27 protein-coding genes are annotated in these 26,772 nt (G+C 44.0%); 10 read left to right on the forward strand and 17 right to left on the reverse strand.

Going from position 1 to position 26,772, the window contains the following annotated elements; genetic code table 11:
* Positions 1–20: 20 nt before the first annotated feature.
* The 3 genes from OZ660_RS08245 to OZ660_RS08255 all read right to left on the reverse strand — a co-directional run bounded on the left by OZ660_RS08245 (position 21) and on the right by OZ660_RS08255 (position 5,809).
* Positions 21–1,625: a CsiV family protein gene (locus OZ660_RS08245; protein WP_274743167.1), complete on the reverse strand. Its 1,605-nt coding sequence runs from the start codon at positions 1,623–1,625 to the stop codon at positions 21–23.
* Position 1,626: 1 nt separating this feature from the next.
* Complete coding sequence (gene mfd / locus OZ660_RS08250; protein ID WP_274743168.1) at positions 1,627–5,142, reverse strand: transcription-repair coupling factor; 3,516 nt, start codon at positions 5,140–5,142, stop codon at positions 1,627–1,629.
* Positions 5,143–5,209: 67 nt separating this feature from the next.
* Positions 5,210–5,809, reverse strand: a complete 600-nt coding sequence (locus tag OZ660_RS08255) for a PilZ domain-containing protein (RefSeq protein ID WP_159625097.1) — start codon at positions 5,807–5,809, stop codon at positions 5,210–5,212.
* Positions 5,810–5,945: 136 nt separating this feature from the next.
* Here OZ660_RS08255 and OZ660_RS08260 point away from each other — a divergent pair, with 136 nt between their 5' ends.
* Both OZ660_RS08260 and OZ660_RS08265 read left to right on the forward strand, forming a co-directional pair.
* Complete coding sequence (locus OZ660_RS08260; protein ID WP_274743169.1) at positions 5,946–7,208, forward strand: lipoprotein-releasing ABC transporter permease subunit; 1,263 nt, start codon at positions 5,946–5,948, stop codon at positions 7,206–7,208.
* Positions 7,209–7,285: 77 nt separating this feature from the next.
* Entirely contained in the window at positions 7,286–7,849 is a 564-nt protein-coding gene (locus OZ660_RS08265) for a phosphoribosyltransferase (protein ID WP_202265170.1), read from the forward strand.
* Positions 7,850–7,975: 126 nt separating this feature from the next.
* On the opposite strand, the gene OZ660_RS08270 is transcribed toward OZ660_RS08265, so the two are convergent.
* The 5 genes from OZ660_RS08270 to OZ660_RS08290 form a co-directional block, all read right to left on the reverse strand.
* The gene (locus tag OZ660_RS08270) at positions 7,976–9,376 is read right to left on the reverse strand and encodes a GAF domain-containing sensor histidine kinase (RefSeq protein ID WP_274743170.1); all 1,401 of its coding nucleotides are present in this window, start codon (positions 9,374–9,376) and stop codon (positions 7,976–7,978) included.
* A complete protein-coding gene (locus OZ660_RS08275) occupies positions 9,373–10,563 on the reverse strand; it encodes an FIST signal transduction protein (RefSeq protein WP_274743171.1) in 1,191 nt (396 codons plus the stop codon). Before OZ660_RS08275 ends, OZ660_RS08270 begins: the two co-directional genes overlap by 4 nt.
* A 125-nt stretch (positions 10,564–10,688) precedes the next feature.
* Entirely contained in the window at positions 10,689–11,330 is a 642-nt protein-coding gene (locus OZ660_RS08280) for an energy-coupling factor ABC transporter permease (protein WP_274743172.1), read from the reverse strand.
* A gap of 28 nt (positions 11,331–11,358) precedes the next feature.
* Positions 11,359–12,168: an exodeoxyribonuclease III gene (xthA, locus tag OZ660_RS08285; RefSeq protein WP_274743173.1), complete on the reverse strand. Its 810-nt coding sequence runs from the start codon at positions 12,166–12,168 to the stop codon at positions 11,359–11,361.
* Positions 12,169–12,288: 120 nt separating this feature from the next.
* On the reverse strand, positions 12,289–12,966 hold the full coding sequence (locus tag OZ660_RS08290) for a biliverdin-producing heme oxygenase (RefSeq protein WP_274743174.1): 678 nt from the start codon (positions 12,964–12,966) through the stop codon (positions 12,289–12,291).
* A gap of 157 nt (positions 12,967–13,123) precedes the next feature.
* Here OZ660_RS08290 and OZ660_RS08295 point away from each other — a divergent pair, with 157 nt between their 5' ends.
* Positions 13,124–13,516: a DUF2750 domain-containing protein gene (locus OZ660_RS08295; RefSeq protein WP_274743175.1), complete on the forward strand. Its 393-nt coding sequence runs from the start codon at positions 13,124–13,126 to the stop codon at positions 13,514–13,516.
* Between the two features lie 40 nt (positions 13,517–13,556).
* On the forward strand, positions 13,557–13,946 hold the full coding sequence (locus OZ660_RS08300) for a SufE family protein (RefSeq protein WP_274743176.1): 390 nt from the start codon (positions 13,557–13,559) through the stop codon (positions 13,944–13,946).
* 65 nt (positions 13,947–14,011) lie between these two features.
* Here the strand turns inward: OZ660_RS08300 and OZ660_RS08305 are convergent, their stop codons facing one another.
* The 6 genes from OZ660_RS08305 to OZ660_RS08325 all read right to left on the reverse strand — a co-directional run bounded on the left by OZ660_RS08305 (position 14,012) and on the right by OZ660_RS08325 (position 16,920).
* A complete protein-coding gene (locus OZ660_RS08305) occupies positions 14,012–14,236 on the reverse strand; it encodes a hypothetical protein (RefSeq protein ID WP_274743177.1) in 225 nt (74 codons plus the stop codon).
* Between the two features lie 127 nt (positions 14,237–14,363).
* A complete protein-coding gene (locus OZ660_RS08310) occupies positions 14,364–14,957 on the reverse strand; it encodes a rod shape-determining protein (protein ID WP_274743178.1) in 594 nt (197 codons plus the stop codon).
* Positions 14,958–14,967: 10 nt separating this feature from the next.
* Positions 14,968–15,054 carry a zinc ribbon domain-containing protein gene (locus OZ660_RS19875; RefSeq protein ID WP_446698978.1) on the reverse strand — a complete coding sequence of 29 codons (87 nt, stop codon included), beginning with the start codon at positions 15,052–15,054 and terminating at the stop codon, positions 14,968–14,970.
* Positions 15,051–15,245 carry a hypothetical protein gene (locus OZ660_RS08315; protein ID WP_274743179.1) on the reverse strand — a complete coding sequence of 65 codons (195 nt, stop codon included), beginning with the start codon at positions 15,243–15,245 and terminating at the stop codon, positions 15,051–15,053. The genes OZ660_RS19875 and OZ660_RS08315 overlap by 4 nt, the downstream gene beginning before the upstream one ends.
* A 10-nt stretch (positions 15,246–15,255) precedes the next feature.
* Positions 15,256–15,579: a hypothetical protein gene (locus tag OZ660_RS08320; protein WP_274743180.1), complete on the reverse strand. Its 324-nt coding sequence runs from the start codon at positions 15,577–15,579 to the stop codon at positions 15,256–15,258.
* Between the two features lie 81 nt (positions 15,580–15,660).
* A complete protein-coding gene (locus tag OZ660_RS08325) occupies positions 15,661–16,920 on the reverse strand; it encodes a glycosyltransferase family 4 protein (RefSeq protein WP_274743181.1) in 1,260 nt (419 codons plus the stop codon).
* A 347-nt stretch (positions 16,921–17,267) separates the two neighbouring features.
* Here OZ660_RS08325 and OZ660_RS08330 point away from each other — a divergent pair, with 347 nt between their 5' ends.
* A complete protein-coding gene (locus OZ660_RS08330) occupies positions 17,268–18,107 on the forward strand; it encodes an HDOD domain-containing protein (RefSeq protein ID WP_274743182.1) in 840 nt (279 codons plus the stop codon).
* 65 nt (positions 18,108–18,172) lie between these two features.
* Here OZ660_RS08330 and OZ660_RS08335 read toward each other — a convergent pair whose 3' ends face one another.
* Positions 18,173–18,988 carry an acyl-CoA thioesterase gene (locus OZ660_RS08335; RefSeq protein ID WP_226433196.1) on the reverse strand — a complete coding sequence of 272 codons (816 nt, stop codon included), beginning with the start codon at positions 18,986–18,988 and terminating at the stop codon, positions 18,173–18,175.
* A gap of 169 nt (positions 18,989–19,157) precedes the next feature.
* Here OZ660_RS08335 and OZ660_RS08340 point away from each other — a divergent pair, with 169 nt between their 5' ends.
* Positions 19,158–20,483: a spinster family MFS transporter gene (locus tag OZ660_RS08340; RefSeq protein WP_274743183.1), complete on the forward strand. Its 1,326-nt coding sequence runs from the start codon at positions 19,158–19,160 to the stop codon at positions 20,481–20,483.
* A 66-nt stretch (positions 20,484–20,549) separates the two neighbouring features.
* Positions 20,550–21,359, forward strand: coding sequence for an alpha/beta fold hydrolase (locus OZ660_RS08345; protein WP_274743184.1), 810 nt, complete (start codon positions 20,550–20,552; stop codon positions 21,357–21,359).
* A gap of 10 nt (positions 21,360–21,369) precedes the next feature.
* Here the strand turns inward: OZ660_RS08345 and glgC are convergent, their stop codons facing one another.
* The gene (gene glgC, locus OZ660_RS08350) at positions 21,370–22,656 is read right to left on the reverse strand and encodes a glucose-1-phosphate adenylyltransferase (RefSeq protein WP_274743185.1); all 1,287 of its coding nucleotides are present in this window, start codon (positions 22,654–22,656) and stop codon (positions 21,370–21,372) included.
* Positions 22,657–22,926: 270 nt separating this feature from the next.
* Between glgC and OZ660_RS08355 the strand changes: the two genes are divergently transcribed.
* The 3 genes from OZ660_RS08355 (at position 22,927) to OZ660_RS08365 (ending at position 25,807) form a co-directional block, all read left to right on the forward strand.
* On the forward strand, positions 22,927–23,904 hold the full coding sequence (locus OZ660_RS08355) for a nucleoside hydrolase (RefSeq protein WP_274743186.1): 978 nt from the start codon (positions 22,927–22,929) through the stop codon (positions 23,902–23,904).
* 43 nt (positions 23,905–23,947) lie between these two features.
* A complete protein-coding gene (locus OZ660_RS08360; RefSeq protein ID WP_159625059.1) occupies positions 23,948–24,481 on the forward strand; it encodes an SRPBCC family protein in 534 nt (177 codons plus the stop codon).
* Positions 24,482–24,583: 102 nt separating this feature from the next.
* Positions 24,584–25,807, forward strand: a complete 1,224-nt coding sequence (locus OZ660_RS08365) for an MFS transporter (RefSeq protein WP_274743187.1) — start codon at positions 24,584–24,586, stop codon at positions 25,805–25,807.
* A gap of 60 nt (positions 25,808–25,867) precedes the next feature.
* Here the strand turns inward: OZ660_RS08365 and OZ660_RS08370 are convergent, their stop codons facing one another.
* Positions 25,868–26,767 carry a hydroxymethylglutaryl-CoA lyase gene (locus tag OZ660_RS08370; RefSeq protein ID WP_274743188.1) on the reverse strand — a complete coding sequence of 300 codons (900 nt, stop codon included), beginning with the start codon at positions 26,765–26,767 and terminating at the stop codon, positions 25,868–25,870.
* Between the last annotated feature and the right edge of the window lie 5 nt (positions 26,768–26,772).

The following is a 26,772-nucleotide window of genomic DNA, read 5'->3' on the forward strand; positions in this document are numbered from 1 at the left end:
GAAATATATTTGCCTTTCGATTATTGCGCATTACTGTCATCTTCAGGGCGCTTGTAACGGCGGATCTGAACAACAAAACCAAACAAAGGGTGGTCGAAGTAATGCAACTGTGTGCTAATGACGCGACGCTGTTCAGCCAAAGGTACTGAGGCAAGTCTATAGGTTACGTTATGAGCTGTTGTTGACTCATCAAGGGATAGTTCGTTTTCATCGCCGCCTAAGTAAGTTTCTGGTACGGGTTGTCGATAAAACATGTCACTATCAATATGCAAATAGGGCACGCGGTTAATGTACTTGAGAAACACCTTCATGGTGCCGTCAATTTCCCAAATAGGTGTACGTAGAGCATTTCGCGATGCATCATCTTCGCTTGCATCAGACATTACCGTTTCATCTAACGCCTTAAACTCGCCGTAATCGATAGGAGTAGGGTTCGCCAAGCGCTTTTCTAAGTCGTCGAATATATCTTGCAGTGCACTAACTGTCGGCTCGTCACTATTTTCCATCGGCTGTGTTTGTGAAGACAATCCATTGTTAAACAGCTCATCGATAGAGCCATGAGTGGCGCTAATTTCTGCCGTATTCTCATCAATGGTAGTGACATCCTTACGCTGCTCACCGCTTAACTCAAACTCACTTGAATAATTCTTTCCACCGTAAAGGCGCACATCAAACGCATTGTCTTTGCCAAACAAAACAGGCTGGCGCCAGGTCAAATGAAATAGCCGCTCAAGTTCTCGATTGCTGCGAATTTGTCGCGATATTGATGACAAAGATTGTTGGTTACTCGTAAGCAAGTGGGCTTTTGATGCTAATGGCCAGTCGTGACCTTCGATAATAATGGGTAAACTACTGGGCGCGGGTAAGCGGTTGTTCGGGTTGTCCACTTTCCACGTAACAGAATCATAGTGTGATTCCACATTAAGCCAAGGCTTTTGCACGTTACAGTATGTGAATTTTGGTACTGTGATAGAAGATGCATTTTCGTTTTCATTACTAAAAACGTCGCCTTTTTTCACACCGAAAAAAGACAACCAATATTTTGCTATTGCAAAGGCATCTGGGCCGATTGAGTTCTCTTGGTCTAGATCTAACGCGCCGTCATAGGCTAGTGTGCTTTCATACTCAAGTGCGCTTTCATATTCAAGTGCATCAGACCCTTGATTCTGTGCATCGTTGAAGCTAGCAACTTGTTCAGAATCTGTATCACCGCTACTCACCTCAGGCGTTGCCGTGGCCGAAGGAGTGGCGCTGAGCGCGCTATCGTCAGTTTCATTGCCGCTTAAAACATGCGGTGGCAAAGACAAGAAGTCCACATCGCTACGTGGAATATCAAGCGAGGGGAACGCGGGCCATGAGGGTTGAGTATCAACGTCACAAACGGCCAACCCTTGTTTGAGCCAGCTAATATCAGGCGAAATAACATCGCCAATAAGGTCGGCGTCAGCGCGAGGTGCATGTAACGTATCGGCAAAGGTGAATTGCTCTTCAAGTTCACTTAACGCCACGTTTCTTTTAAACGCGATAACTTCTACGTCGAACCACCATGGTTCATCTGCACGAGCGGAGCTGGCTAAAAGTGCACTAAATGATGCAATCAACGAACACCAGCGAATTAACTTCATGTTACCGCGACTCCTTTACAAAATCGGCAATGATATCGCTAATAAACGCAATTCGCGCTTTAGCGGTATCGGTCTGTTTTACTAAGCGAAGTTTTTGGCTTCCTTCAAACTTGAATGTATTTGGCTTAGTTTGAACCAGCTTAATGATATAACCTGGATCGACCTTTGTTGTTTCTTTGAATTCTATGGTACCGCCTTGGGCAGACAAGTCTACTTTAAGAATACCAATTTCTTGCGCTTTTATTTTAATTTCAGCCACTTCAATGAGGTTTTTAGCCGGTTCAGGGAGCAAACCAAAGCGATCAATACATTCAACCTGAAATTCATCGATATCGTCTTGCGACTGACAACTTGCTAAACGCTTATAAAGTGATAAACGCGTATTAACGTCAGCGATATAATCTTCCGGTAGTAACGCGGGTATTCGCAACTCAACTTCAGTGTGTCCGGCCATGGCGTCATCTAATGATGGCTCTCGCCCCTCTTTAAGGGCATTGACCGCTTTATCCAACATGTCCATGTACAGGCTAAAACCAATACTGGCAATCTGGCCTGATTGGTCGTCACCCAATAATTCACCCGCACCACGTATTTCAAGGTCGTGAGTGGCAAGGGCAAACCCAGCGCCTAGATCTTCTAGCTGCGAGATGGCATCTAAACGTTTCACCGCATCTTTTGTCATGCGTTTAGGGTGTGGCGTAAGCAAATAAGCATAGGCTTGATGATGCGAACGACCCACGCGGCCTCGTAATTGGTGAAGCTGAGCTAAGCCTAAATGATCCGCTCGGTCCATTATAATGGTATTTGCACTGGGGACATCGATACCCGTTTCTATGATCGTGGTACATACCAGTACATTGTACCGCTGGTGGTAAAAATCACTCATAACGCCTTCTAATTCACGCTCGCGCATTTGGCCGTGGCCCACGGCAATACGGGCTTCAGGTACAATTTCGGCAATTTCTTCAGCAGTACGCGCAATACTATCTACTTCATTGTGAAGGAAATATACCTGACCACCACGTAAAATTTCCCGCATAATCGCTTCGCGAATAACGGCTTTATTGCGCTGCTGCACAAAGGTTTTAATTGATAGGCGTCGTGCAGGTGCTGTGGCAATGATGGAAAGATCACGCATGCCAGACAAGGCCATATTGAGCGTACGAGGAATAGGCGTTGCGGTAAGCGTTAGAATATCTACATCGGCTCTTAACGACTTCAGTTTTTCCTTTTGACGAACACCAAATCTGTGCTCTTCATCGATAATCACTAGACCTAAGTCTTTGTACTTGATGTCACTCGATAGCAGCTTGTGTGTGCCGACAACAATGTCGACTTTACCTTCACCAATGCGCTCTATTACCGATTTTTGTGCTTTACCGCTTACAAATCGGCTCATCACTTCAATCTCAAAAGGCCAAGCTGCAAAGCGGTCTTTAAAGTTTTCGTAGTGTTGTTGTGCAAGCAGCGTAGTGGGGACCAAAATAGCAACTTGCTTACCGGCATTGGCGGCAAGGAATGCAGCGCGCATTGCAACTTCCGTTTTGCCAAAGCCCACGTCACCACATACAAGGCGGTCCATCGCTGATGGGCTGCCCATATCATGCATAACGGCAGCAATGGCCTGCGCTTGGTCAGGGGTTTCTTCAAACGGGAAGCTATCAGCGAACGACTGGTAGTCGTCCCAGTTTATTTTGTAGGCGAATCCGGGCTTCGCCGCGCGGCGGGCATAAACGTCGAGCAGCTCGGCGGCAACATCGCGCACTTTTTCTGCTGCTTTTTGTTTCGCTTTGCTCCAAGCATCCGACCCCAGCGCATTAACCGGCGCACTGTCTGCATCACCGCCTGTGTAGCGTGAAATCAAATGCAGTGAAGCAACCGGAACATAAAGCTTTGACTGTTTGGCGTATTCAATACACAAATACTCGGTGGCAACGCCGCCTGCATCAAGAGTCTGTAGCCCCAAATAGCGGCCAACACCGTGGTCTAAATGCACTACAGGCTGACCAATAGATAACTCCGCTAGATTGCGAATAATGGCACTTTCATCGGTGGCCGTTCTTTTATCGCGTAAACGTCTTTGGCTTACCTTGTGACCTAGTAACTCGGTCTCGGTGATAAAGAATAGTTCACCTTCTTTGCTTTGCCATCTGAAGCTATGCTCTACCATACCAACGGTGATACCAATGGTATCGTGACTACCGATAAATGTATTAAAGTCATCCACGAGCGTAGGTTTAATACCCGCTTTCGCTAACACCGTAAGTAGACCTTCCCGACGGCCTTGGGTTTCAGCGCAAAATAGCACTTTAGCGCCACTTGCGGTGGCGCTTTGTACGGTTGCCATTAAGCGTTCCGCAGGTATTTTTTTCTGCGCGTTGATGGCGATATCGTCAAGCAATTCACACTGAAGGTTAGTGGTGCCGGCTTTTTCATCTAATACTCTGCTAAAAAGCGATGCCCGAGGCCATTGCTTAATGGCACCAAATAACTCATTTATTGGTAAAAATAGCTCGTCAGGGGCGAGCAGGGGACGTGCTAAATTATAGCGATATTGCTCGTAACGCTCTTGCACATCGGCCCAAAAAAACTCGCTGGCATCTTGCACGTCACCATGTAGCAACAACAAACTTTTAGGATGCAAGTAGTCAAATAAGGTGGCGGTTTTCTCAAAAAAGAGTGGGAGGTAATATTCAATGCCACTTGGCATAGTGCCTTTACTAACTTGAGCAAACACGCTTTCAGACGCGTTGTTAGCATCAAACTTCGCCAGAAAATTTTGTCGAAATAACGTAATAGCGTCTTTGTCTGTGGGGAACTCTCTAGCCGGCAACAAGCGAATTTCATTAACCGCTTCACCTGAACGTTGTGTCTCGGTATCAAAATAGCGAATTGAGTCAATTTCGTCGTCAAATAAATCTATGCGAAACGGTTGGTCGCTCCCCATTGGGAACAAATCAATAATACTGCCACGAACAGAGAATTCGCTATGACTCATTACCTGGCTAACGTGCAAATAACCAGCTTGCTCTAAGTTGCGCCTAAATTGATCCCTATCTAGCGTATCTCCTTTATTTAGCATTAGCAGATATTTGGCAAGGTAATCGGTAGGCGCCAAACGCTGCATCAGCGTATTAACAGGCACAATGAAAATACCGTCTACCTGTTGGGTAAATCGAAATAGGGTTTCAAGACGCTGCGAAACAATATCTTGGTGTGGTGAGAATGAATCGTAGGGCAGTGTTTCCCAATCAGGAAACAACGTAATCGGTGTATTAGCCAGTCGCTTGTTATCGCCTACGCCACCTTTAAGGAAAAATGCTATCTCCTTTTCCAGTTTCATGGCAGAAGGCGTATCTGCAGTAATAAGCACAATAGGACCACTATACTGATTTAGCGCCTGGCTAATACACAGCGCGGCGCTACTACCTTGTAGTTGACCCCACTGTTTATGATCTTGTGATGATGCGTCTTTTTTCGGCGCTGGTAAAGGCAGCGATAATAAGCTAGCTGTCATGACTTCCTATTTTTAAAATTCACGTAATACCAATTAATACGGCGATATATACTGCTAAAAGTATCGTTTAGGATCCCGAACGTTTTTCTTGTGCCCGTTTTCTAAGCTGCAATGTTTGAATGTGCAAACTTGCACGTACAAGTAATTCCTGATCGGGTTCGCGAATAGTCGTAAATATAAACGCAGTATGATAACCCGTGTCAGTTTGCTCGCAACTAATGACTTCGCCATAACAAAAAATTGCGGCAGCTTCGGCATCAAGAAATAATTTAAGTTCAGCGTGCTGTCCTACGTTTAGTGGCGATTGCATGTCAACAATAACGCCACCGCCACCAAACTTGACCGATTTAAAGCGATATTCAGGTTCGTCCTGTTGGTGAAGCACAAACGACATCATAAGGTCGATTTTTCGCGATTGATGATTGAGGTAATCGGCTAAGGTTTCTGCGTGTTCGCTCAAATTCCGCAAAGGGCGCAGCGCTTGAGCTTCAATTGCCGCCATTTCGCTGGCAATGCGAAACGCATAGGGCATTGCTTCCTCTATTCCCTCTTCATCGGGTACGGGTTCGCCTTTTTCAAGCGCACGTACATTGACATTAATACCATGCGTGATTGAAAAATATTCGTCGAATTGGGCTTGTTTTTGTTCTAGGCTTTGCTCGCTCACTTCATTCCTCTGCCACTAATTCTTGTGCAGCCAGTAGCTTACACGTAGTATAACCACTTTACTATTTCGGGTTTACTGCTTTGCAACATAAACCCACTCTCGCCAGCTTTTTACGTCATGGTTAATAGCATAGTGAATGGCGAGGCATATTACCGTATTACTTTCAAAACAAGGCGCTATGTTTTCTTCTTTCTATCCGCTTTCTGCATTTATTGCTTATCGCTACGCTAAATCGAATAAAGCTAGCCAGAACAGCTTTGTCTCATTCATTAACCGTTTCTCAGTAGCAGGCATTGCGCTTGGTCTTATGGCGTTAATCATTGTCGTGTCAGTGATGAATGGGCTCGAAGGCCAATTGAAGCAACGTATTTTGGGCATTGTTCCCCATATTGAGTTAGCCACGCCGTTAAACACGCAGTCCCAAGTAGTGGGTGTAACCGCTTCAATGGCATTTCGCGAAGCAGAAGCTGTGGTGCAAAGCCGTACGGATTTGCGTGGCGTACAGATACACGGTGTTGAACCAAACGCAATGCTGATGCATACCATGGTAGCGAACAAACTGGAGCAAGGAAGATTCGAAGATATTACACCCAACAGTTTTCATGTTGTTATTGGACGAGCACTTGCGGTCAAACTTGATGCGCGGGTAGGAGATCGCATACGCGTAATGGTAGCAGGTGCCAGCGTATATACACCTTTTGGTCGAATGCCAAGCCAGCGCCTTGTCACGGTGGCGGGTATTTTTGATATGGGGTCTAAAATGGACGATAAAGTCATTTATATGCATCTTGATGATGTAAATAGGTTGCTTCGTGACCCTAAAGGAGAAGGTATTTCACAGCGTCTGTTTTTAGGTGATGCATTTAACTACCTCGCTGTTGTTGAACAGCTAACCGAATCATTTCACATAGACGCCGCGCAAATTAAAACGTGGCGAGAGCGTCAAGGGCCATTATTTGATGCCGTGAAAATGGAAAAGAATATGATGATGCTGATGTTGCTGCTAATTATCGCAGTGGCTGCATTTAATATAGTGTCAGCATTGGTAATGGTTGTAACCGAAAAGCAAGGTGACATAGCGGTTTTGCAAACACAGGGCATGCTACCAAGCACCATAATGTGGATTTTCGTGTTAAATGGATTATTTAACGGCGTAAAAGGTGCTGCGATAGGGCTGTTGTTAGGTGTGGTGGTAACTCTTCAACTAAACAATTTTTTGGCACTTATTGGTTCGCCTCTGGCGTTATCGGCAGATGGCAGTGGTTTGCCAATTGAGATGAATATGGTCCAGATAGTCAGCATAACTGGGCTGTCACTATTACTTTGCGTCAGCGCCAGTATCTATCCCGCAAGAAAAGCGATGAAAATTCAGCCGTCTCAGGCACTACAAAACGAATAATTCATTGAATTTGCCGTGCAAAATTGGTTGAAATTCACTATACTCGCGGTCTTTTAAATTTTGCCCAGTGAGACGTCATGAACAAGAATTTTATCACCTCGCAATCGCTTTTACAGGATTCCTTTCGCTTAGCGTCAAAGGTGTATGAAGATGGCTTCCGTCCAGACTTTATTATTGGTATCTGGCGTGGTGGTGCTCCAATTGGTATCGCGGTTCAGGAGTTCTTCGAGTTCAAGAACACGTCAACAGACCACATCGCGGTGCGCACATCGTCGTACTATGGTATCAATAAGCAGTCTAAAGAGATCCGTGTTCACGGTTTGCACTATCTGGTAGAGAACGCAAACGCAGATGATAAGTTGCTTATTGTTGATGATGTATTCGACTCAGGTCGCAGTGTAGAAGCACTTATTAAGCAAATTAATAAACTTATGCGTCTAAACATGCCAAAAGACATCCGTATTGCGTGTCCTTGGTATAAGCCGCAAAACAATACCACTGACTTAGTACCAGACTACTACGTAAACGAAAGTGACGAATGGTTAGTGTTTCCACATGAAATTGCAGGCCTTTCTGAAGAAGAAATTCGCGAAGGTAAAGGCGAACTTGCTGACGTAATGGATATCCTGTTTCAAAAGTAAGCTGTACGCACTTTACCTATAAAATCAAAGCCCCAGACATTCGTCTGGGGCTTTTTTATATCTAACAAGTTAGTGTGGTCTGCGGGCTGTTTATGCTGTCACCGTCACGGTCAATGTACGGCGCTGTTACATTAAGTCAGGTGTTGGAAAGGTGAGGGTGAACGTAGTGCCAACGTTAACTTCGCTGTCCACCGAAATTGTGCCGCCCATGGCTTCGACGATGGAGAAAGAGATATATAGCCCCAACCCCGTCCCTTTGCCTGTTGGTTTTGTGGTGTAAAAGGGCTCAAATAGCTTCTGTAACGCATGTTTTTCTATTCCACATCCAGTATCTGTGACTTGCAAAACCGTTGTATTATTTTGTTTGTCGTGCCAAGAACGAATAGTAAGTGTGCCACCGTCTTCCATTGCTTGTGCTGCGTTTACAAATAGGTTTACCAATATTTGATTTAACTTGCCGGTTTTACCCTTAATCGCTGGTGGTTCATTAAGGTACTGACATATCTCAATTCTGTGTTTCAGTTCGCTGTTCACCAAGCGCAGTGCGTGTGCTACACAGTCATCGACATTAACTGTTTCATCATCTGCAATATCAGCGTCGTGAGAAAATGATCGCAAACTGGTTATAATTTCGGTTACGCGCATTAGGCCTTCTTCAGACTCTTCACAAATATCTGCAATTTCGTCACTTAACGAGTCGAGCTTATTTTGTTGCGCCCAAGTTGTAGCGCGGTCAGCTAGTTGTGCTCGCTCTTGATCTGATGAACTTTTGGCTAGCGATACAACAATATCTTGCATCGTCGATAAGCTAGGTAAAGTGTCTTTTAAAAAATGTATATTGCTATTAATAAACGCGATAGGGTTATTTATTTCATGCGCAACACCCGCCGCGAGCAACCCCAGTGACGCCATCTTTTCAGAATCAATAAGGCTTTTTTCAACTTGCGCTTTCTCTTCTTTTAAACGAACCGTTTCAAGCGCCATGAGTTTGGCTTGAACACTCATGGCCATTTGTTCAGTGAACGTACGATAGCGATTAGCCATATCTACATATTCCTGTGTGTAATAGCCCAAGGTATTGTGACAAAACACAATAACCGCATGTTGGGAGTGCACTTTAAAAGGGCAGTACAACACCGAGGTTACAGGGATATCGAATGTATCAAGGTGCGCCTGCCACGTTGGCTGCATTTTGATATTGAACAGGGCGACGGGGGTGCTCTTTATGGCTTTTGATAATGTTTCATCGATGTCCCACAGTGAGTCTAACAACGGCGAAAAAGTACTGTTAGTGCATCGCATTTTTCCCTTACTATCGTTTTCAAGCACAAAACATACTTCGTAGTTGTAGAGGCTTTTAAAAATTCCAAACATCTTCTTATAAAGCTCTTGTTCGCTGGTGGCGGTCAGCAAAGCTCGCGTACCCGCTAACAAGGCATCACTTTCTTTCTTATGGGCTTCAGCTTGCTCTTTTAGTCGATAAACGAGGGCAAGATCTTCTAAAACGTTTTCGTAATCTTTATTCATTTTGAAAACACAACAGCTGAAATCATCAAATTGCCATGCCTGTTTTTGCCATCAAGGAATCGTCCTTGTTCGCCAAAAGTGAATGGGCCGCATATGGGCAAACCGTCAAACTTTAATTGCAGGTTTTCAATCATAGGTACAATGGCATCTCCCACCATAAGCCTACAACCTGCGCAGTAAATCATAAGCACACCCACAGGTGTTTTATTTTGCGGAAGAAGCATAATTGCGTTAGTAATCACCCGTTCTGCCCGAGATGTGAGGCTATCAATATTGCCTTCCATGAGGGTTAATACGTCACCTTCGTGTACTTCTGAAAAAACGTTAAGACTGCCATCAAGGCAAACTTCATCAGGATGGCAAAGCAAATAATTAAACGCGCCGTTTTCCAGCTCGACGGGTTTACCCAAAGGTGCTGATGACGTGAGCCCTAAAATTTGCCCGCCACTGAGCTCGTTTTCAATGAGGTTGTTGGTAGCACTGTTATAAATCTGACTTGCGGATTGGCCGTTTAATGCTACTAAATTTCTTCCACGAGCTGATGTTACCGTAAACACAGTTCCAGTAGGTTTGTAACCAGAACTGTAACTTAAACCCAGTGGAGTAGAGGGGTACAACACACAGACCGCTATTGTATTAGCCCCACAAGTATCTGCAGTTGCAGTGCACCAATTACCCTCTACGGTATTGTCTGCAGTTGAACCACCAAAAATGGGCACTTGTTCTCCTACGACGCTGGCAAAACCTTCCAGAATACGCTCCTCTTCGCCAGGCGGTAACGCACACCATATCAATGCTGGACTTTCATAGGGCCTAGCGGCATTCGCAAGGGCTTGTTCAAGTGCCCGAGCGCCTGCGTTGAAAGGCTCACTTTGATTAGTCATTTCGTTGTACAAAGCGGCACTACCCACGCCGTAAGCACCTTGGCTGTCATCAATACAAAATAAAGAGATGTCAGCATTCGCTTTTGTCGTTTCAGCATTACAATGCAGAGCGCCAAGGCATGAGGTGGCCAGCATAAAGGAAGTGGTATGAGCACAGAAAACTTGCTGTATTTGCTCTGAATTATGTATGCAGTTACTATAGGCGATAACTACAGAGTAATTGTGAGTGCTCAACAGCTGGTTTAATTCCACATTGAGCGCTTCTGTTGAATGATGTTTTAAAGAGTGGGTGATTATCTGCATACAGACCTACCAGTATTCCAATGCCCCTAAAAGCATAGGGAATTCCTATCAAAATCTTATTAAACATTAGTTCAAATTTGCTGTAGTTGCGTTGAAAGATGCAGTTGTCTATTAAAAGATAGACATTACTTGTCTAAATAGAATTTATCGTGAAAAGTGTATACCCATGTTGGCTGATAAATGACGAGTAATGTAATCGCCATTCCATTTAAAAGCGCCTCTGGGAATACCAATAGAGGAATGAGCAAAACGTAGTTGTCGAAAATGACGTCCCATGGGTAAGTGCCTTCGGTATAGTAGAATAAACCCAGGGTAAGTGTTTTAAGCGCTATGGAAAGTGCCGCAGGGAAAAACGCACATAAAAAAATATACACGAACAATTGTCTGGTAATACGATGAAACGACAACATGTAAAACAGGTAAGTAATACCTATTGGGAGGATAGTGCCGACTAAGCCGTTTACACCAATATTTTCCCAAGCGTTAAACCCAACAACTGTTGAACCCAGTAATGTAATAAAAGCAGTAATTATAGCGAGGCGAAACCCTAGCATAAGGGTTACAATAGACAGACCTAGAAAATGAACATCTAAGCCGTCGTAAATGCCAGCTTTGAAAAGCCACAGAACAAACAAACTTGCAGCACTGCCAAATACTAAGTGCTGCTGATGTTTATTTTTAAGGAAGTGAGCCACATCAAGGTGTTTTAGTGCACCAACTAAAAAGCCGCTGTATACCAAAAGGGCAATGGTTTGAAGTGTGCTCACTACAATTCCTGTTAAATTTAAACGTTAACTAGTCGCTGTACACTGCCCAAATTGGCGCGTGGTCTGAAGGCTTTTCAATGCCTCGGAGTACGTAATCGATACCCGCATCGGTTAACTTAGCGTGCAATGACTTTGTTGCCAAAATAAGGTCAATACGTAGACCTCTATTGTCATTGAACCCCTTTGAACGGTAATCAAACCATGAAAACTTATCATCTGTTTTCGGATTCAAGGCACGAAAACTGTCTTCAAAGCCCCAATCGATAACGGTATTTAGCCACTCGCGCTCTTCAGGCAAAAAGCTACACTTACCTGTACGCAACCAGCGTTTACGGTTTTCTTCGCCAATACCAATGTCTAAGTCAGTGTGTGAGATATTAACATCACCCATTACAATGACTTGATCATCAGGCGTGTGATTACCATTGAGGTAAGCCATCAAATCTTGATAGAACTTGCGCTTAGCAGGGTACTTAGTTTCGTGCTTTTCATTTTCACCCTGCGGGAAATAGCCATTTAAGATGGTAACTGGCTTGCCGCTGTCATCTGTTGTCTTCAACATGATCATACGGCGTTGTGCATCTTCATCGTCACTCGGAAAGCCCATGGTTACTGACTCTGGTTCTTTTTTAGCGAGAAAGGCCACGCCGTAATGACTTTTTTGGCCGTGAAAATATACGTGATAACCCATAGCCTCTACGTCTTTCACAGGAAACTGTTCGTTATGCACTTTAATTTCTTGCAAGCCAATAATATCTGGCTGGTGGGCATCAATTAACGCTTGAAGCTGATGTAAGCGAGCGCGGATACCATTAATGTTAAATGAGATTACTTTCATGCGTTCTTTTGTATTAATAAGTTTGGCGCAAGTTTACCAGAAACAACGCAATTACCAATTCGCTATTCATGCAATTGCGTAAGTTTAAAGCAATTTTAGGGAGTCGAAGATTAAGTATATTTATGCTTTTTGAGCTTGCACAGGCAGAGAAGTTGATTGTTTAGCCTCACCCAATGCAATTAGATAGGCGAACCAGCTGTTTGCATCTTCAACAATATGCCGGGCTAATTGAGGGGTTCCTGTCGAAAGTGAAGGAATGAGGGTTTCAACGTGTTGTTTGAAGGTAACCCATGCACGACCACACTGACTCATTGCTGCATAATAATGAGTTGGTGGAGCAGGAGATATTGTCGCTAATCGCCTAACAATAATATTTGCGCCCATGGATGATCCTAACCATACATAAAGGGCAGAAATAGTACGACTGCTATCACTATAAAATGAGGGTAAGTCTACAAGACTTGGACTCTCATCTTTTGACGTACTTAACGTACTTAACGTAACGTCGTTTGATACACTGTTGGCTCTGAGCTGCGCTAAATCGCTGTTAAGGGCATCAAGCACACTATCAATATTAATGTGTGTTAGCAGTGGTAAAAGATCGCTATTTCGCTTTGCGCTCTCCTGCAGTGCACCTGCAACCGCGCTATGAAACCAATACATTACCGAAAGTACCTCTTCATAAACAGTCACATCAAATGAAGATGTTTGGTGGTATAACGAAAAGGGATGCGTATTTTCTAATATCGTGTGATTGGCTTGCGTGCCTTGCTTTAGCGCGGAGAAAATGTTGTGCATGATAATTATTCTTGTACGTTTTCTATGGCTGATTATTTAAATAACAAGCCGTAATGCTATCAGGTTTTAATACGTTATACGCATTTTATCGCGAAGTAGATTGCGCCACTCGATAGTGCGGGTATACTTGCCGCAAAATCAAATACAGGTATGAATTGTGTTTCCAGAAACAATATCAGAAAAGTTGAGCGATACCGTTGTAGAGCAAGCAATGAAGCTTTCGGCCGAAGACCGACAAGAGCTAGTGGTAACTTATGTACTAAAAGCAAAAGAAATTTGGATGGTGCAAGGCGCTGAAGGCTTTGTCATGTTTGAAGACGGTGAAAGTGTACAACTACCCGTTTTCCCACATCGCGATTTAGCCAATGCATTTGTACTTACCAATGGAGTAGATGGTCAGTGCGCGAATGTATCACTTGATGAATTTAACCAGACTTGGCTACCGGGCCTAGAGAAAAACGGTGTAGAGTTGGTGATGTTCCCCACAACCAGTGATGTTGAGAACCTTGTAATGACCGCACAAGATTTAAGTGCAGCGCTAAGTGAATAAGGCCTGCCTTATCCATGATAAGTAATCGATACATTAATAAATGACAGAAAGTAATAACTTTCCCCCCATAGCAAATGAACTTGCAAAAGCGAAAGGGTGGGATGAATTTACCCGTACGCTAATGCTAGCGGGGAAAAAACTTACGCCGCTTGATGAGTCTCTGCGTGATGAGCACTCAGCTGTACCAGGCTGTGAAAGCCCTGTTTGGCTGTTTAATAAAGATGGCCATTTCGAAGGTTATTCTCCAAGTAAGATAATACGCGGTGTGTTGGCTGTACTGTTGGAGAAAGCGAATAGCCTTGTTCCACAGGAGAGAATACAGTTTGATTTCGAGCAGTATTTGCAAGCTTGTCAACTCGACCGTTACCTAAGCCAATCTAGGGGTAACGGTATAAAAGCAGTGATCAAACGTCTACAAACCGACGACTAACGGTAGGTTAAGAGTATTGCCTTCGTTTTTAGGTCTGGGTTAGCAGACCATATTGGCGCTGTATATCAGTTGCTGCTAGAAACAACCTTTGTATCTACACGGTCTTTTTTTAGCGCCATCACCATAATAAATACGGCGCCAAATGGTGGAACTATGCCACAAAGAAAGCCAGTTATTGCAAGCAGTATAGGGTGATTAGTTTTTCGTTTTCCTAAAAAATAACCAACAAGTGCACACACAATTGCAAACGCAAAGGCAAGTTGGCCAACGAAAGTGGCGTTCATATTCATTATTCTATCCTCAATAATGGGCAAAGCCCCGAAAGCGCGATATTGTATTTTTACTGTTTTCTCTCGGTAGCGCCGATCTATACGATACCAAGTTTACTGTGAACGAGCCAACAACATCGATAGATTTCTATTTACTAAAATGCCAAATTGCGAGGGTAATCATAGCGACCCAAATAAAAAGTGCGCCAACATTGCTGGTTGACTGAGACGGTGATTCACTTTGAGTACTCGTTCTAAGTTCTATTTGTAATTTCTCGAAATCTACGTGCTGTACCTCAAGCGGCTTGCCAACATAAAGTGTAATAGCGCTAGCCCCAGCGCCTAATGCTAGCTCTGTAAATGCACGTTCCTCAATTGCTGTAAGGCCTCCTTCTACTTTTTCCATTGGGTGAATGATCACCTTTGGACGTGGGCGAAGCCAACTTGTATTTAAAATCGTTTTAAACGCGTGTTGCAGCAATTTTTCACCGACATAAAAATCACAAAGAAGTGCTCTAGGATGTGAAAACGGATTTACGACAACTTCATTTTTTTGTACCGTGCTTGCGGCATTTTTACCAATGCCTGAAATTACTTTGTGGCCTTTTTCTGTGGTTCGTATTACAACGGTAGGAGAGTCATCAAATACTGTGTGATTGGTCACGTTGGTCACTTTTAATCGACTTTCCCAGATTTGCACATAAAGCGTTGCAGAAAACCGTTCAATAAACTTTGTAAACACGTAATGCTCTTTAAAAAAATTCTAACAAGGTTCCGGTGGTGTTACGTTGTCTCTTATAGAGTTCAGAGAATCCACAATCAGGACAGCTAATTGTCACGAATTTTCCAGTTTTTGTGGCTTTAATCGAGAGTAAGCTACATAAAAGAAGACTGCAGTAAGACCAATTGCTGGCACTGGGCTTCTGCCTTCAGTTGCCGGTAGCGCTTCAATAAAGAGGTTGTATCCTATCCAGCTACCTAAAATTAAGCCCATAACCAAACAGATAATACCAAATATTTTTCCTAACATAGTAAGTCCATTAACGCTTTGTACATATAACTGTGGCAACGGCTTGAATTGTATTAGAGCTATTTCCATGCCAACTTCCATTTGTTGGTTGCTCTGTAATTCCAGAAAAGATGATGTCCTCTCCAAGCCCAGTCGCTTGTAGCTTAAATCCAGTATGTTTGCACAATTCAGATGCTTTTTTCAGAATTACTTTTTCTAGAACTGCTTTTCCATCATCGGCTGGACCAGAAGCAGTAATTTTAAATTCATTAGTTGCAACTTCTTCATAAGAGGAATGCGTGTTTGCGCAACCAGTAATTGCCAAAACGACTAGGTAAAAAACGCTATTTTTCATTTTAAATCCTTTTTAACTACTTGCTAAAATGCGCACTGCCAGTGTGCTAGTGACTAATTCTACCTGCATACGATAGAGCGTTTAGCTTGCTATTGGCTTTGGTTTTTTATTTTTTGCTTCAATCCATTGGCTCATGTACTTACTCGCCGTCAATGTTTGGTGCCACAATAAACTTTGCAAAAACAATCCTTGTCGGTGCTGCGCTATACTTCCAATTACGTTAGTTAAGTAAGGCTCAAGGGGAAGGGCATCTTTTTGTTGAGAAAATAGCGCTACGCATTCAACCGCCTTTTGGCTCGCTGCTGCCCAAATTTCTTCGTTGTTGTAAAGCGCAACAGCGTGTTTAGCGAATTCGTCAATCGTTTTAGCCTGATCTATGTCAGCGCCACAAACGGCTCCAGGCCAGCTGTTATCATCAGCTATACCTTCTGCGCCAATCCATGTGGTAATACTAGGTGTGGCGAAACGCATTGCATCTAAGAACTTACCCTTTACGCCTGCACCAAAGCGCAACGGCGCCAGTAGCACACGTGCATTTTGCATTACGTCGTCAACACTTTTCGCCCAGCCCTTAACGATAAATCCTTGTTTTTCATTATGTAGTTGTGTGGCTTTTTTGGGCGGATAGGCACCATAAATATGAAGCTGAGCGTCTGGCAACGCTTGTCGAATTGCAGGCCAAATGAACTGCTTCAGCTGAAGTACTGCATCCCAATTTGGTGCATGTCGAAAATTGCCGATATGAACAAAGTGTGCGCGGTCAGTAAATGATGGCGATTCAGGCACTGATTTGTCTGTAGGTAGTGGATAGTAGAAGAGCTGGCTGCGTGGAACTTGATAATGCTCGGTAAGTAATTGCATTTCATGCTTTGAAATAACCAAAGTGATATCGCTACGAAGTATTGCCGCTATTTCTCGCTGGGCAAGCTCGGTGTTGAGGTCAGCCAGTTTAGCATCACCGTGCATTTTCACAGCGTTGTGTCTTGCTTGACGCAAGCTATGGAGGTCTTCGGTATTAAGTACGCGCAGCGCATTGGGACAGCACGCTTTAACTCGCCACGAAAACTGCTCTTCGGTCATGTAGCGGTCAAAAACAACAATATCAGGCGCGAGGTCTTCAATGAGGCTGTCAAAACTACTGCAGTTAAGTGTAATCTCTCGACTATCAACGCCTAAGCTTTCTAAGTCGGTTTTGTGTTCACTGTCAGTAGCGGCAGTTAAAAACGTTACTTTGTGACCGGCAGAGCACATACTCTTAATGATAGAAAGCATGTTTTGGCCAGCAGCGGAGGAATTGGGCTCAGGCCACACGTAGCCAATAATAACAGCGCTAAGGTTCATAATAGATAAGGGTAAAAATAATAAAAAAGTATTACAAAGCGCAATATTAACATAGAAGCAATGAGAGTTATGATGCGCTTTTTTTAAGAAGCTATCTTAATTGTTAAGTTAGCTTGGTATAATAGTGCGATGTGCTTCAATGGAATGGTTATTTACAAGCGATAAAACACGGATGAAATACTTTTCGTAGTTATGCTTAAGTATATGAATAGTAAGAAAATCATACTTTTTTACTACACATATTTTATTGACCTAATCATTTTTTACGCCTATACATAAAAAGATGCGGGCTAAAGGACGTGCCTTTGTTCTATGTTAATGAAGGTTGCATTGGAGATCGTGCAAGAATGAATTTAGACGAACTTGTTTCAAAAGCAGAAGACCTTTTTGTTTTACCAGACTCTGTTACGCGATTGAAAGCCTGTATGGACGACGAAGCTTCAAGTATTGAAGACATCGGCGACATTATAGCCTTCGACCCGTCATTGGCTGCACAGCTTCTGCGTGTGGCCAACTCTGCACTTTATCGTTTTCCCAATAAAATAGACACTATCACGCGTGCTATCCAAGTTGTTGGGACTCGTTCTACTTACGATTTGGCGCTGGCTTATGGCGTCAGTCAAGCATTTAGCGAAGTAGATGGGCAAATTATTGACCTTGATAAGTTCTGGGAGCAGAGCGTGTCATGTGGTCTACTTGCCAAATACTTTACAGACATGCGAAATATTCGCGAACCTGAACGCGCGTTCGTATCGGGCCTGTTGCATAATATTGGTGAATTGGTTGTTGTTTCATTAATGCCAGAAGCTGCTAAGCGTTGTCAGGCGTTCAATGCGCGTGTCAGTCCATCAGAATTGCAATTTGGTGTGCTTGGATTTACCTACAATACATTGTCGGCAAAACTCATTGAAAAGTGGGGTATTCCTGAAACTATCTATAAACCTATAGAGCGTATTCATGACGACGAAGGTGAATTTCCCGAAGACAGAATACTTCAGCTTTCTTATGTATTGGCGTTAGATAACGTAAATCCTGAGGTTTACCCCAGCTATCATAATTTAAAGCCCGAAATGCATGATGCGTTATCGTTAAATCGCGAAGATTTAGAAGATGCGTTGGATATTACTAATTTACAGTGCATATCGGTAATATCACTGTTTAATCCAAACGCCTTTATGCTTTACTAGTCTTTACGTGAAATACCATTGAGAAAAAACCTGTTTGTTAAAAAACAAACAGGTTTTTTTATTCCTTAGTCAAATATCGCAACGGTTTGACGGCTAATTGCAATCACTTCGTTGTCTTTATCCCAAATAGTGGCCTCAGTGTGCCCATAACCGTCAGCTGCTTGGCGTGTATGCGCCTGGTAAGCAAACCAGTCTGTTGGAGACACAGGTTTGTGCGGGTGGATAAACTCTAAATTCCAGCTCACCGTGCTTGCTGGTGCAGGCAGTTTCATCATTTGCAGTAGCGTAGGCGGCCATGCGTCAATCATGGTTATGATATGCGCATCAGTAATCTCAGCTGGAGGCTGCTTAAAACGCATAAATCCATGATAATGGCTTGTTTTCTTGCGAGTAAACGGCACACCGCCTTCATCAATAGATAGGTCAAAGTATCGCAGAAATTTAGGCGTTACTTTGGGGATTTGAGGTATGAACTTCGCTTTATTTGGCGTGGCCATAGAATGCGTTTCTGTATTCTCAACGCGAATTGCCGACGCTCTTCCTACACCAAAGCACGCTTGTGAAAATACGCAGCTTTTTCCATCTTGTATTGCGTGTGCTGTATATTGAGACACGTTCTTACCTGTGCGCAGCAGGGTTACTTCAATTGAGAAAGGCGCTTCTAAAGATAGTGGGCCTACAAAGTTAGTTGTAAAAGAGCGTAGCACTCTGTCGTCATGTACCTGCTGTTTAACGGCGCTATAAAGCATTCCTGCTGAAATGCCTCCAAAGGCGGTACGCCCTTGTCCCCAGGTTTTAGGAATAACAAGTCCATCGACTTTCCATGTATTGTCAGAAGTCTGCGTTAATGCGGGAATAGTTAACAGTTCGTCTACCGTCATAATTGCCTGTCTGGTCTGATGAGTTGATGAGCACACATCGTACCTCAAGCGCTAGGGAACAGAAAGACTCTCTTAGAAATTTTCGTTATGTTAACAAATAAGTAACAATTAGTTGTGCATTTTTTTGCCTAGTGCGTAGACTGGGAAATCGTTATCGAAAAGGATAGTTATGGCTCAGACTCACGTTGAAGGTATTCCTGCAAGCGAAGCTGGAACATCTAGAAGTTACCGCAACTATGTGTTGTTCGTTCTCACCTTAGTGTATGCCTTCAATTTTATAGACAGGCAGATCATCGGCATTCTTTCTCCCTTTATCAAAGCGGACTTGGGTTTAGATGATGCGCAGCTAGGCTGGCTAAAAGGCATTTACTTTGCGCTACTTTATACGGTAATGGGGATCCCCATTGCATGGCTTGCAGACCGCTACAGCCGCGTTAATATTATTGCCATATCACTGACTCTTTGGAGTGGCTTTACTGCTGCGTCTGGATTGGCTGCTAATTATATGCAATTGGCCATTGCTAGAATTGGCGTAGGGATTGGTGAAGCGGGCGGCAGTCCACCATCGCACAGTATAATTTCCGACTTATTCCCCAAGGAAAAGCGTGCAGGTGCTTTAGCGGTTTATTCGTTAGGCATTCCATTTGGAGTTATGTTGGCTTTTTTTGCATCAGCTTTTTTTCTTCAAGGCGGCTCAGCGGATTGGCGCACAGTAATGTACAGTGTGGGGATTCCCGGTATTTTACTAGCGCTGTTATTGAAGTTTACTGTTAAGGAACCCAAGCGCACTGTCACGGTACTGAGTGAAGCAGAGCAAGCCAATAAGCCAAGTGTAAAAGCTTCATTGAAAACATTGCTAAAAGTGCCCACGTGGTGGGGAATGGCGTTGGGTATTTCGTTCGGTTCGTTCGGAAACTATGCTATTTCTACTTGGATCATAGATTATTATGTTCGTGCTTTTGCTGGCCTTGATATTACACAGCTGCTGATTGTGTTCGGCATCATCAATGGTACTGCCTATGCGCTAGGGGTGTGGTTAGGCGGTTATATTGCGGATAGGTGGGGAAAACATAATAAGAAAGCCTATGCTTTGTTGCCTGCGATAGCCCTTATTATAGGTGTACCTGCGTTTTATGTATCGCTCCAAGTACAAGATCTATGGCTCTCCGTTGGGCTAATGGCACTTTTACTATTTACCAGTGGATCGTACTTAGGGCCTAGCTTTGCTATGGCACAAACGCTTGCGCCGGTGAATGTACGGGCAATGTCGACTGCGTTATTTTTCTTTGTACTCAATATTATCGCTTTGGGTGGTGGCCCAACACTTACCGGTATTATCAGTCAAGCGCTAGTGCCTTCTCTTGGTGAAACCGAAGCACTGAGACAGTCACTTATCTACCTTGTAATACCTTACGCATTGTCTATTGCGGTTTTTCTATGGACAAGCACAAAAATCGTAAAAGATTGGGAAATGGCAGAGGCGAGAGGCTTATAGTACTATGTCGGCAAGATTGGAATAAGGGGCCATCGCCCCTTTTCTTTTTTATATTCCGAGGTTTACGTGTCATCTTCAGATTTGAGTTTTCATTTCGCCCATGCCAATGGGTTTCCTGCTGGTTGTTACAATGCCATGTTTTCGGCCATGCCAAGCGAATTTAACCGTCTTCATGTAGAACGCTTTGGGCATGATCCGCAACTACCAGTTAACGGCAATTGGCGTAATCAAGTTAAAGAACTAATTCACCATATCGAAAAAGAAAACAAGGATCCGCGAGGCGTGTTTGGCATTGGTCACTCGTTCGGTGCCGTAATTACCTACATGGCAGCCTGCGAGGCCCCTGAGCTTTTTCGGGGTTTAATATTATTCGACCCACCATTAGTAGTTGGCCCATTAAGTCACTTTTTTAAGTTTGCTAAACATACGCCTTTAATTAATAAGCTAACCCCAGCGAAATTGGCGCAAACACGTAATACTAGTTGGCCGCTTCATACCGATATGGAAGCCTATTTTCACGGAAAAGCACTGTTTAGAGATATGGATAAGCGCTGCGTACGCGATTACGTAAAATCGGTTACCGCACAAAAGGGAGACGCTATATCACTAACATTTCGCGCCGATGTGGAGGCAGAGTTGTTTCGCAATGTTCCGCATAATTTGGGTAAGTACAAAGGCAAACTACAGTGTCCTGCGGTGTTAGTGACCGGCGATAAAAGCAACGTATGTAAGCCGCAAATGTATGCTCGTTTAATGCAACATAATGAGATTGAGCACAAGGTGATGCGAGGAGGACATATGTTTCCGCTGGAGCATCCTGAAGAGGTAGCAGCATTTGTAACTGCTACCTTGAACAAGTGGAATAGTAAAAGTTAAAAACTGATCGCTATTCAGCTACGGTAGACTTTTTCAGACCACCCACTGGCTGGCCCAACATTTCGCGCGTGACTAGCACCACACCTTTTTCAGATACACGGAAACCACGAGCTCTATCTTGTTCGTGGTCATAGCCAATAGTGGTGCCTTCGGGCACAACGCAGCCACGGTCTATGATAACGCGCTTTAATTTGCAGTGACGCTTAATTTCAACGTCAGGCAGAATAACTGCGTCTTCTATGAGGCCGTACGAATGTACCCGTACATTGGAAAAGCAAATAGAGGAACGCAGCGTTGATCCCGATATAATACAACCGCCAGATACCACCGAGTTAATGGCTTCACCACGTCTGTCATGGTCTTCCCATACAAATTTGGCGGGAGGAAGCTGCTCTTGATAAGTCCAAATAGGCCACTTTCTGTCATACAGGTTTAACTGTGGTACCGGTGCAACCATTTCCATATTGGCTTCCCAAAATGAATCAATGGTACCTACATCACGCCAATACGCATTGTCGCTGCCACTTTGTTCAAATGGATAGGCGTACACTGGGTGATCTTTAATAATTGAAGGAATAATATCTTTGCCGAAATCTCGCTGAGAGCCCATGTTTTCAGCATCTTTGCGCAATTGCTCGAACAAAAATTCAGTATCAAATACGTAATTTCCCATTGATGCCAAACATTTGCTGCTGTCATTGGGTAGTGGCGTAGGGGAGGCTGGTTTTTCTTCAAAACCGTTTATTCTATAGCTTTCATCTACCGACATAACACCGAACGCGCCAGCGGCCTCTTCAATAGGTACCGACATACACGACACCGTCATTTTCGCCCCCGACTCTTTGTGCTTGGCTAGCATATCACCATAGTCCATGCGATAAATATGATCACCAGATAAAATCATTACGTACTTTGGCAGCTCGTCGCGGATAATATCAATATTCTGGAAAACCGCATCTGCGGTACCTTCATACCAGCTATCTGAAAATCGCTGAGAAGCAGGCAGGATTTCAACTGACTCACCCAATTCTTTCTTAAAGTGCCCCCAGCCTCTGACGAGGTGGCGTATCAGTGAATGCGACTTATATTGGGTAACTACACCAATGCGGCGAATACCTGAATTAACACAATTAGACAGGGGGAAATCAATGATTCTAAATTTTCCACCAAAATAGAGTGCTGGCTTGGCGCGCCAGTTAGTGAGTTCGTGTAATCTGGAACCTTTTCCACCTGCGAGTATTAGCGCATAGGTATCGCGTGTAAGGTTACTGATGTAACGAGAACTTTGATCTGCCATTTCCTAAAAACTCCTGTAATAAAGCGACAACGGTGTATCGTTAGAAATATTGAAAGAAAACGAAGGTAAGCGATTAACAGCGCTACACGTGGTGTGTCCTTTGACAGTGATTTGCGAATATTCAGTGCGATAACTATGCAATACAAACATCAACAGTCCCAAGGACTTCGTGATAACCTAACTTCATATTACACAAGAATATTTAGAATGACAGTTTCATTTTTGTGCGATGTTATTTTTTGGTAAATTTTTTTAAAGGATTGTTTCATTATGTCAGCAAAACAGGCAGTAGTATTTGACCATGACGGTGGTATAGATGACTTACTTTCGCTGCTTTTATTACTTCGTTTGCCGAATATCGACGTTATTGGCGTAAGTATTACGCCTGCAGATTGTTACCCAGATGACGCTGTATTGAGCACAAAAAAAATTCTCAGCCTAACGGGTAATACTCATATCCCCATTTGTGTGGGAAATATATCTGGGCCTAACCCATTTCCTCCAGAGTGGCGTGCACAGCCTAAGGTATGTCACGCTATGCCCGTGATGTTGCGTACTAATAGCGATAGCGTAAACGTAAGTAATGCACCTGCTCACGAATGGATGCAAGAAACCATTTCAAAGCATCCGTCAAAAGTGACAGTGCTAATGACGGGTCCAGCCACTAATTTAGCTGCCGCGATAACTGACGAGCAAAATGGTACTCATGTGAAAAGTAATATTGAGCGTGTTGTATGGATGGGTGGTGCAATTGACGTAAAAGGTAATGTGGCCATGCACGACCACAACGGCACCGCAGAGTGGAATGCATATTGGCACCCAAAAGCAACAAAAGATCTCATTGATAGTGGCGTCAATGTTTTACTCGTGCCCCTTGATGCTACGAACTCGCTTCCCGTCAGTTGGTCGTTTTTGGAAAAGCTTGCAGCGTCTCAAACCCCCGTATCCGATTTGGCCGGGCAGTTTTGGGCTGCAACCGTTACTGCTATTCCGTCCTACGAGTTTACGTATTTTCTTTGGGATATTTTATCAACGTGCATGTTGGCTTTACCGAGTAAGCATTATCGGGTCGAGAGTGGCAATATTGAGGTAGGAATAGCTACACCCAATGCAGGGCAGACCCGTCGTAGTGACACATCGAAAGGCGAGGTGTCTTGGGTTGCAGAGGTAGACGCTGATGTTGTTAGAAATATGGTCATTCATTATTTGAGTGGTGAATTTAGTCAAGCGCCCAGTGACTTTTGTTAATAAAATGTTATATTTTAAGCTATAATTCATTTTGGAGGATCAGATGGGTGTATTGAAAAAGTTGTTGGGTATTGTTGGCGTGGTTATCGTCTTATTTGTGGCAACAAGCTTTTTTATCCCAAAGGAATATAGCGTTGAGCGCAGGATCACCATTGATGCGCAGCCTGCTGAAGTATATCCGTATATCGTGGATTTAAGGGAATGGCAAAAGTGGGGCGTGTGGTTTAAGCGTGACCCGCAAATGGAGCTCGACTATTCGGGCCCAGACCGGGCTATTGGTATGCGCTCAGAGTGGAAAAGCGATACTGAAGGCGACGGTGAGATGGAAATTACCCAATTAGAGCACAATAAACGCGTACTTTATCGGTTGTATTTTCCAGAGTTTGATATGGGGTCAACAGGCACAGTCGAAATGAAGGAAGTCGCTGAAGGTACGCAAGTGACTTGGCGTGACGAGGGCGAAGTCGACAATAATCCAGTGAACCGCTTTTTCGTTTTGTTTATCGACGACCTTATTGGACCCGATTTTGAAATGGGCTTGGAGAACTTAAAGACCATCGTTGAGAATAAAGGTTAAAAGTGGGGGATTCAATACTTGCCTAACGCCCAGTGTATGTGATCTTTAGCACCTAATTGTGCGTTTAAAAAGAAAATCAAAACGCACTGGGCATCCACTGTCTTGCTAACTAATAAAAAACATCGACTTATTGCGGGTCTGTCATTAAACAAGCTCGCTGATTTACTAATTTCGGCCAAAACCACACTTCCGGCTCTTCTAATATCAATGGGTGCTCCTTCTTGGATGATCGGGTGGCTAGTGCCCATACGAGAATCCGGGGCATTATTGCCTCAAGCGCTACTCACTTTTTATCTTCGCAATCATAGTGAGCGACATAGTGTGTGGCGCGCGGGTATGGCTGTGCAGGCGTTCTCTGTAGCGCTCATTTTAAGCGCCCTTGTCCTGGCGAGTAATAGTGCTATGAGTGGGTGGACGGCAGGAATGGTTGTACTTGGTGCGCTTACATTGCTTAGTTTGGGGCGCTCTGCGTGCTCGCTTACCGTTAAAGATATGGAAGCCGATGTTGCTAAAAAAGGAGAGCGCGGAAACTTAATTGGCACCGCTTCAACGATTTCCGGAGTTGCGACGCTAGCGATTGCACTGCCGTTGTTTGTATTCAGCGATACATTGGACGCTTATATGCTCATGGGTATATTAGGTTTTAGTGCTAGTGTATTTGCATTAACGCTAGTGTGTATGTGGCCCATAAAAACCAATGTTGATGTTGAAAATGTTGAGAACGGCGAAAACAGCAACACAAAAAATAACCACACTAATGACAATAAAAATTCACTTTTTAGTGTTAAATTCGACAGCACTGTTTACAAGTTTATATTCGTGAGGGGGCTCTTTGTTCACTCTGCGCTTGTTGCGCCATATTTTATGTTGCAGAAGGAACAAAACGCAGCCGATCTATTACCTATTTATATAGGCGCAGAAGCGTTAGCGACGCTCTTATCGTCGCTGGTGTGGGGAAAGGTTGCTGATAAAAGCGCAAGGCTTACCCTTCAAATAGCAGGGGCAATGGCGCTTGTTGCGTGTATTGGATTACTCGTTAGCAATTCAGAATCGCTCGTACTGTCAGCCGCGCTGTTCTTTGTGTTGTCTATTGCCCACGCAGGCGTCAGAACGGGGCGAAAGACCTACAGTTTGGATGTTAAGGAAGGGCAGGAGCGTACAGAGCTGGTGGGTTTCTCAAATACCTCTATTGGGCTCATTTTGTTAGCATTTGGTAGCTTGTATGCCGCCCTAACGCCCGTATTGTCGTTTTCTGTGGTGTACGTGATGGCAGCTATGATTGCCTTGGCAATTGTGACCACCTTGATTTTGCCTAAAGAAAAATAAAGCGCAGTAGGTAAAAACCATACTGCGCTTTAATATTGGTATCCGCACTTATTTGCTTGCCTATTTGGCAAGCAGTGCCGTTGCTACCTTCGATACTGGCGACCTGCCCAGCACGCTTTGCACAAAGCGAGATGTATCCAGCAGTTTATCCATGTTTACGTTAGAGGTAATACCCATACCATTTAGCATGTACACCACATCTTCAGTTGCCACATTGCCACTGGCGCCTTTGGCGTAAGGACAGCCGCCCAGGCCAGACACGGCTGAATCTATCACTGCTACGCCGTATTCCATTGCGGTATACAGGTTAACCAGTGCTTGTCCGTAGGTGTCGTGAAAATGTGCCGCAATCTTAGAGACTGGAATGGCGTTTAACACTTCATCCATCAAGGCTTTCGTTGCTCCGGGTGTGCCAGTGCCTATGGTGTCGCCCAGCGATATCTCATAGCAGCCCATATCAAGCAGGGTCTTAGACACATCGGCTACGGCTTTGGGCGCTATTTTGCCCTCGTAAGGGCAGCCCATTACACATGACACATAGCCGCGCACAGGAATATTGAGAGCTTTGGCCTTTTCAATAACCGGCTCAAAGCGGCTAAGGCTTTCGCTAATTGAACAGTTGATATTCTTTTGCGAAAAAGATTCCGAGGCCGCACCAAACACGGCGACTTCTTCAACACCCGCTTCAAGGGCAGCGTCTAAGCCTTTCATGTTAGGGGTGAGGGCAGAGTACTGCACACCTTGCTTGCGGGTTAATTGTTTGAAAATATCACCCGAATCGGCCATTTGTGGCACCCATTTGGGCGACACAAAACTACCTGCCTCGATACGCGTTAATCCCGCGTCTCCTAACATGTTAATTAGCGTTAGCTTATCTGCAGTGGTTACCAGTTGCTTCTCGTTTTGTAGGCCATCGCGAGGGCCTACTTCAACAATACTTACTTGTGATGGGAATGCCATGGCAT

Origin of the sequence: Alteromonas sp. 009811495 (assembly GCF_028865455.1) — a bacterium.
GTDB lineage: Bacteria > Pseudomonadota > Gammaproteobacteria > Enterobacterales > Alteromonadaceae > Alteromonas.

Coding starts and splice junctions, on each gene's coding strand:
- OZ660_RS08305 (WP_274743177.1), bottom strand. CDS start 14,236: ATGAATATGAACGCCACTTTCGTTGGCCAACTTGCCTTTGCGTTTGCA.
- OZ660_RS08265 (WP_202265170.1), top strand. CDS start 7,286: ATGAACAAGAATTTTATCACCTCGCAATCGCTTTTACAGGATTCCTTT.
- OZ660_RS08290 (WP_274743174.1), bottom strand. CDS start 12,966: ATGCACAACATTTTCTCCGCGCTAAAGCAAGGCACGCAAGCCAATCAC.
- mfd (WP_274743168.1), bottom strand. CDS start 5,142: ATGACAGCTAGCTTATTATCGCTGCCTTTACCAGCGCCGAAAAAAGAC.
- OZ660_RS08335 (WP_226433196.1), bottom strand. CDS start 18,988: ATGACGGTAGACGAACTGTTAACTATTCCCGCATTAACGCAGACTTCT.
- OZ660_RS08370 (WP_274743188.1), bottom strand. CDS start 26,767: ATGGCATTCCCATCACAAGTAAGTATTGTTGAAGTAGGCCCTCGCGAT.
- OZ660_RS08245 (WP_274743167.1), bottom strand. CDS start 1,625: ATGAAGTTAATTCGCTGGTGTTCGTTGATTGCATCATTTAGTGCACTT.
- OZ660_RS08300 (WP_274743176.1), top strand. CDS start 13,557: ATGACAGAAAGTAATAACTTTCCCCCCATAGCAAATGAACTTGCAAAA.
- OZ660_RS08355 (WP_274743186.1), top strand. CDS start 22,927: ATGTCAGCAAAACAGGCAGTAGTATTTGACCATGACGGTGGTATAGAT.
- OZ660_RS08315 (WP_274743179.1), bottom strand. CDS start 15,245: ATGTTAGGAAAAATATTTGGTATTATCTGTTTGGTTATGGGCTTAATT.
- OZ660_RS08275 (WP_274743171.1), bottom strand. CDS start 10,563: ATGCAGATAATCACCCACTCTTTAAAACATCATTCAACAGAAGCGCTC.
- xthA (WP_274743173.1), bottom strand. CDS start 12,168: ATGAAAGTAATCTCATTTAACATTAATGGTATCCGCGCTCGCTTACAT.
- OZ660_RS08360 (WP_159625059.1), top strand. CDS start 23,948: ATGGGTGTATTGAAAAAGTTGTTGGGTATTGTTGGCGTGGTTATCGTC.
- OZ660_RS08330 (WP_274743182.1), top strand. CDS start 17,268: ATGAATTTAGACGAACTTGTTTCAAAAGCAGAAGACCTTTTTGTTTTA.
- OZ660_RS08270 (WP_274743170.1), bottom strand. CDS start 9,376: ATGAATAAAGATTACGAAAACGTTTTAGAAGATCTTGCCCTCGTTTAT.
- OZ660_RS08260 (WP_274743169.1), top strand. CDS start 5,946: ATGGCGAGGCATATTACCGTATTACTTTCAAAACAAGGCGCTATGTTT.
- glgC (WP_274743185.1), bottom strand. CDS start 22,656: ATGGCAGATCAAAGTTCTCGTTACATCAGTAACCTTACACGCGATACC.
- OZ660_RS08320 (WP_274743180.1), bottom strand. CDS start 15,579: ATGAAAAATAGCGTTTTTTACCTAGTCGTTTTGGCAATTACTGGTTGC.
- OZ660_RS08340 (WP_274743183.1), top strand. CDS start 19,158: ATGGCTCAGACTCACGTTGAAGGTATTCCTGCAAGCGAAGCTGGAACA.
- OZ660_RS08325 (WP_274743181.1), bottom strand. CDS start 16,920: ATGAACCTTAGCGCTGTTATTATTGGCTACGTGTGGCCTGAGCCCAAT.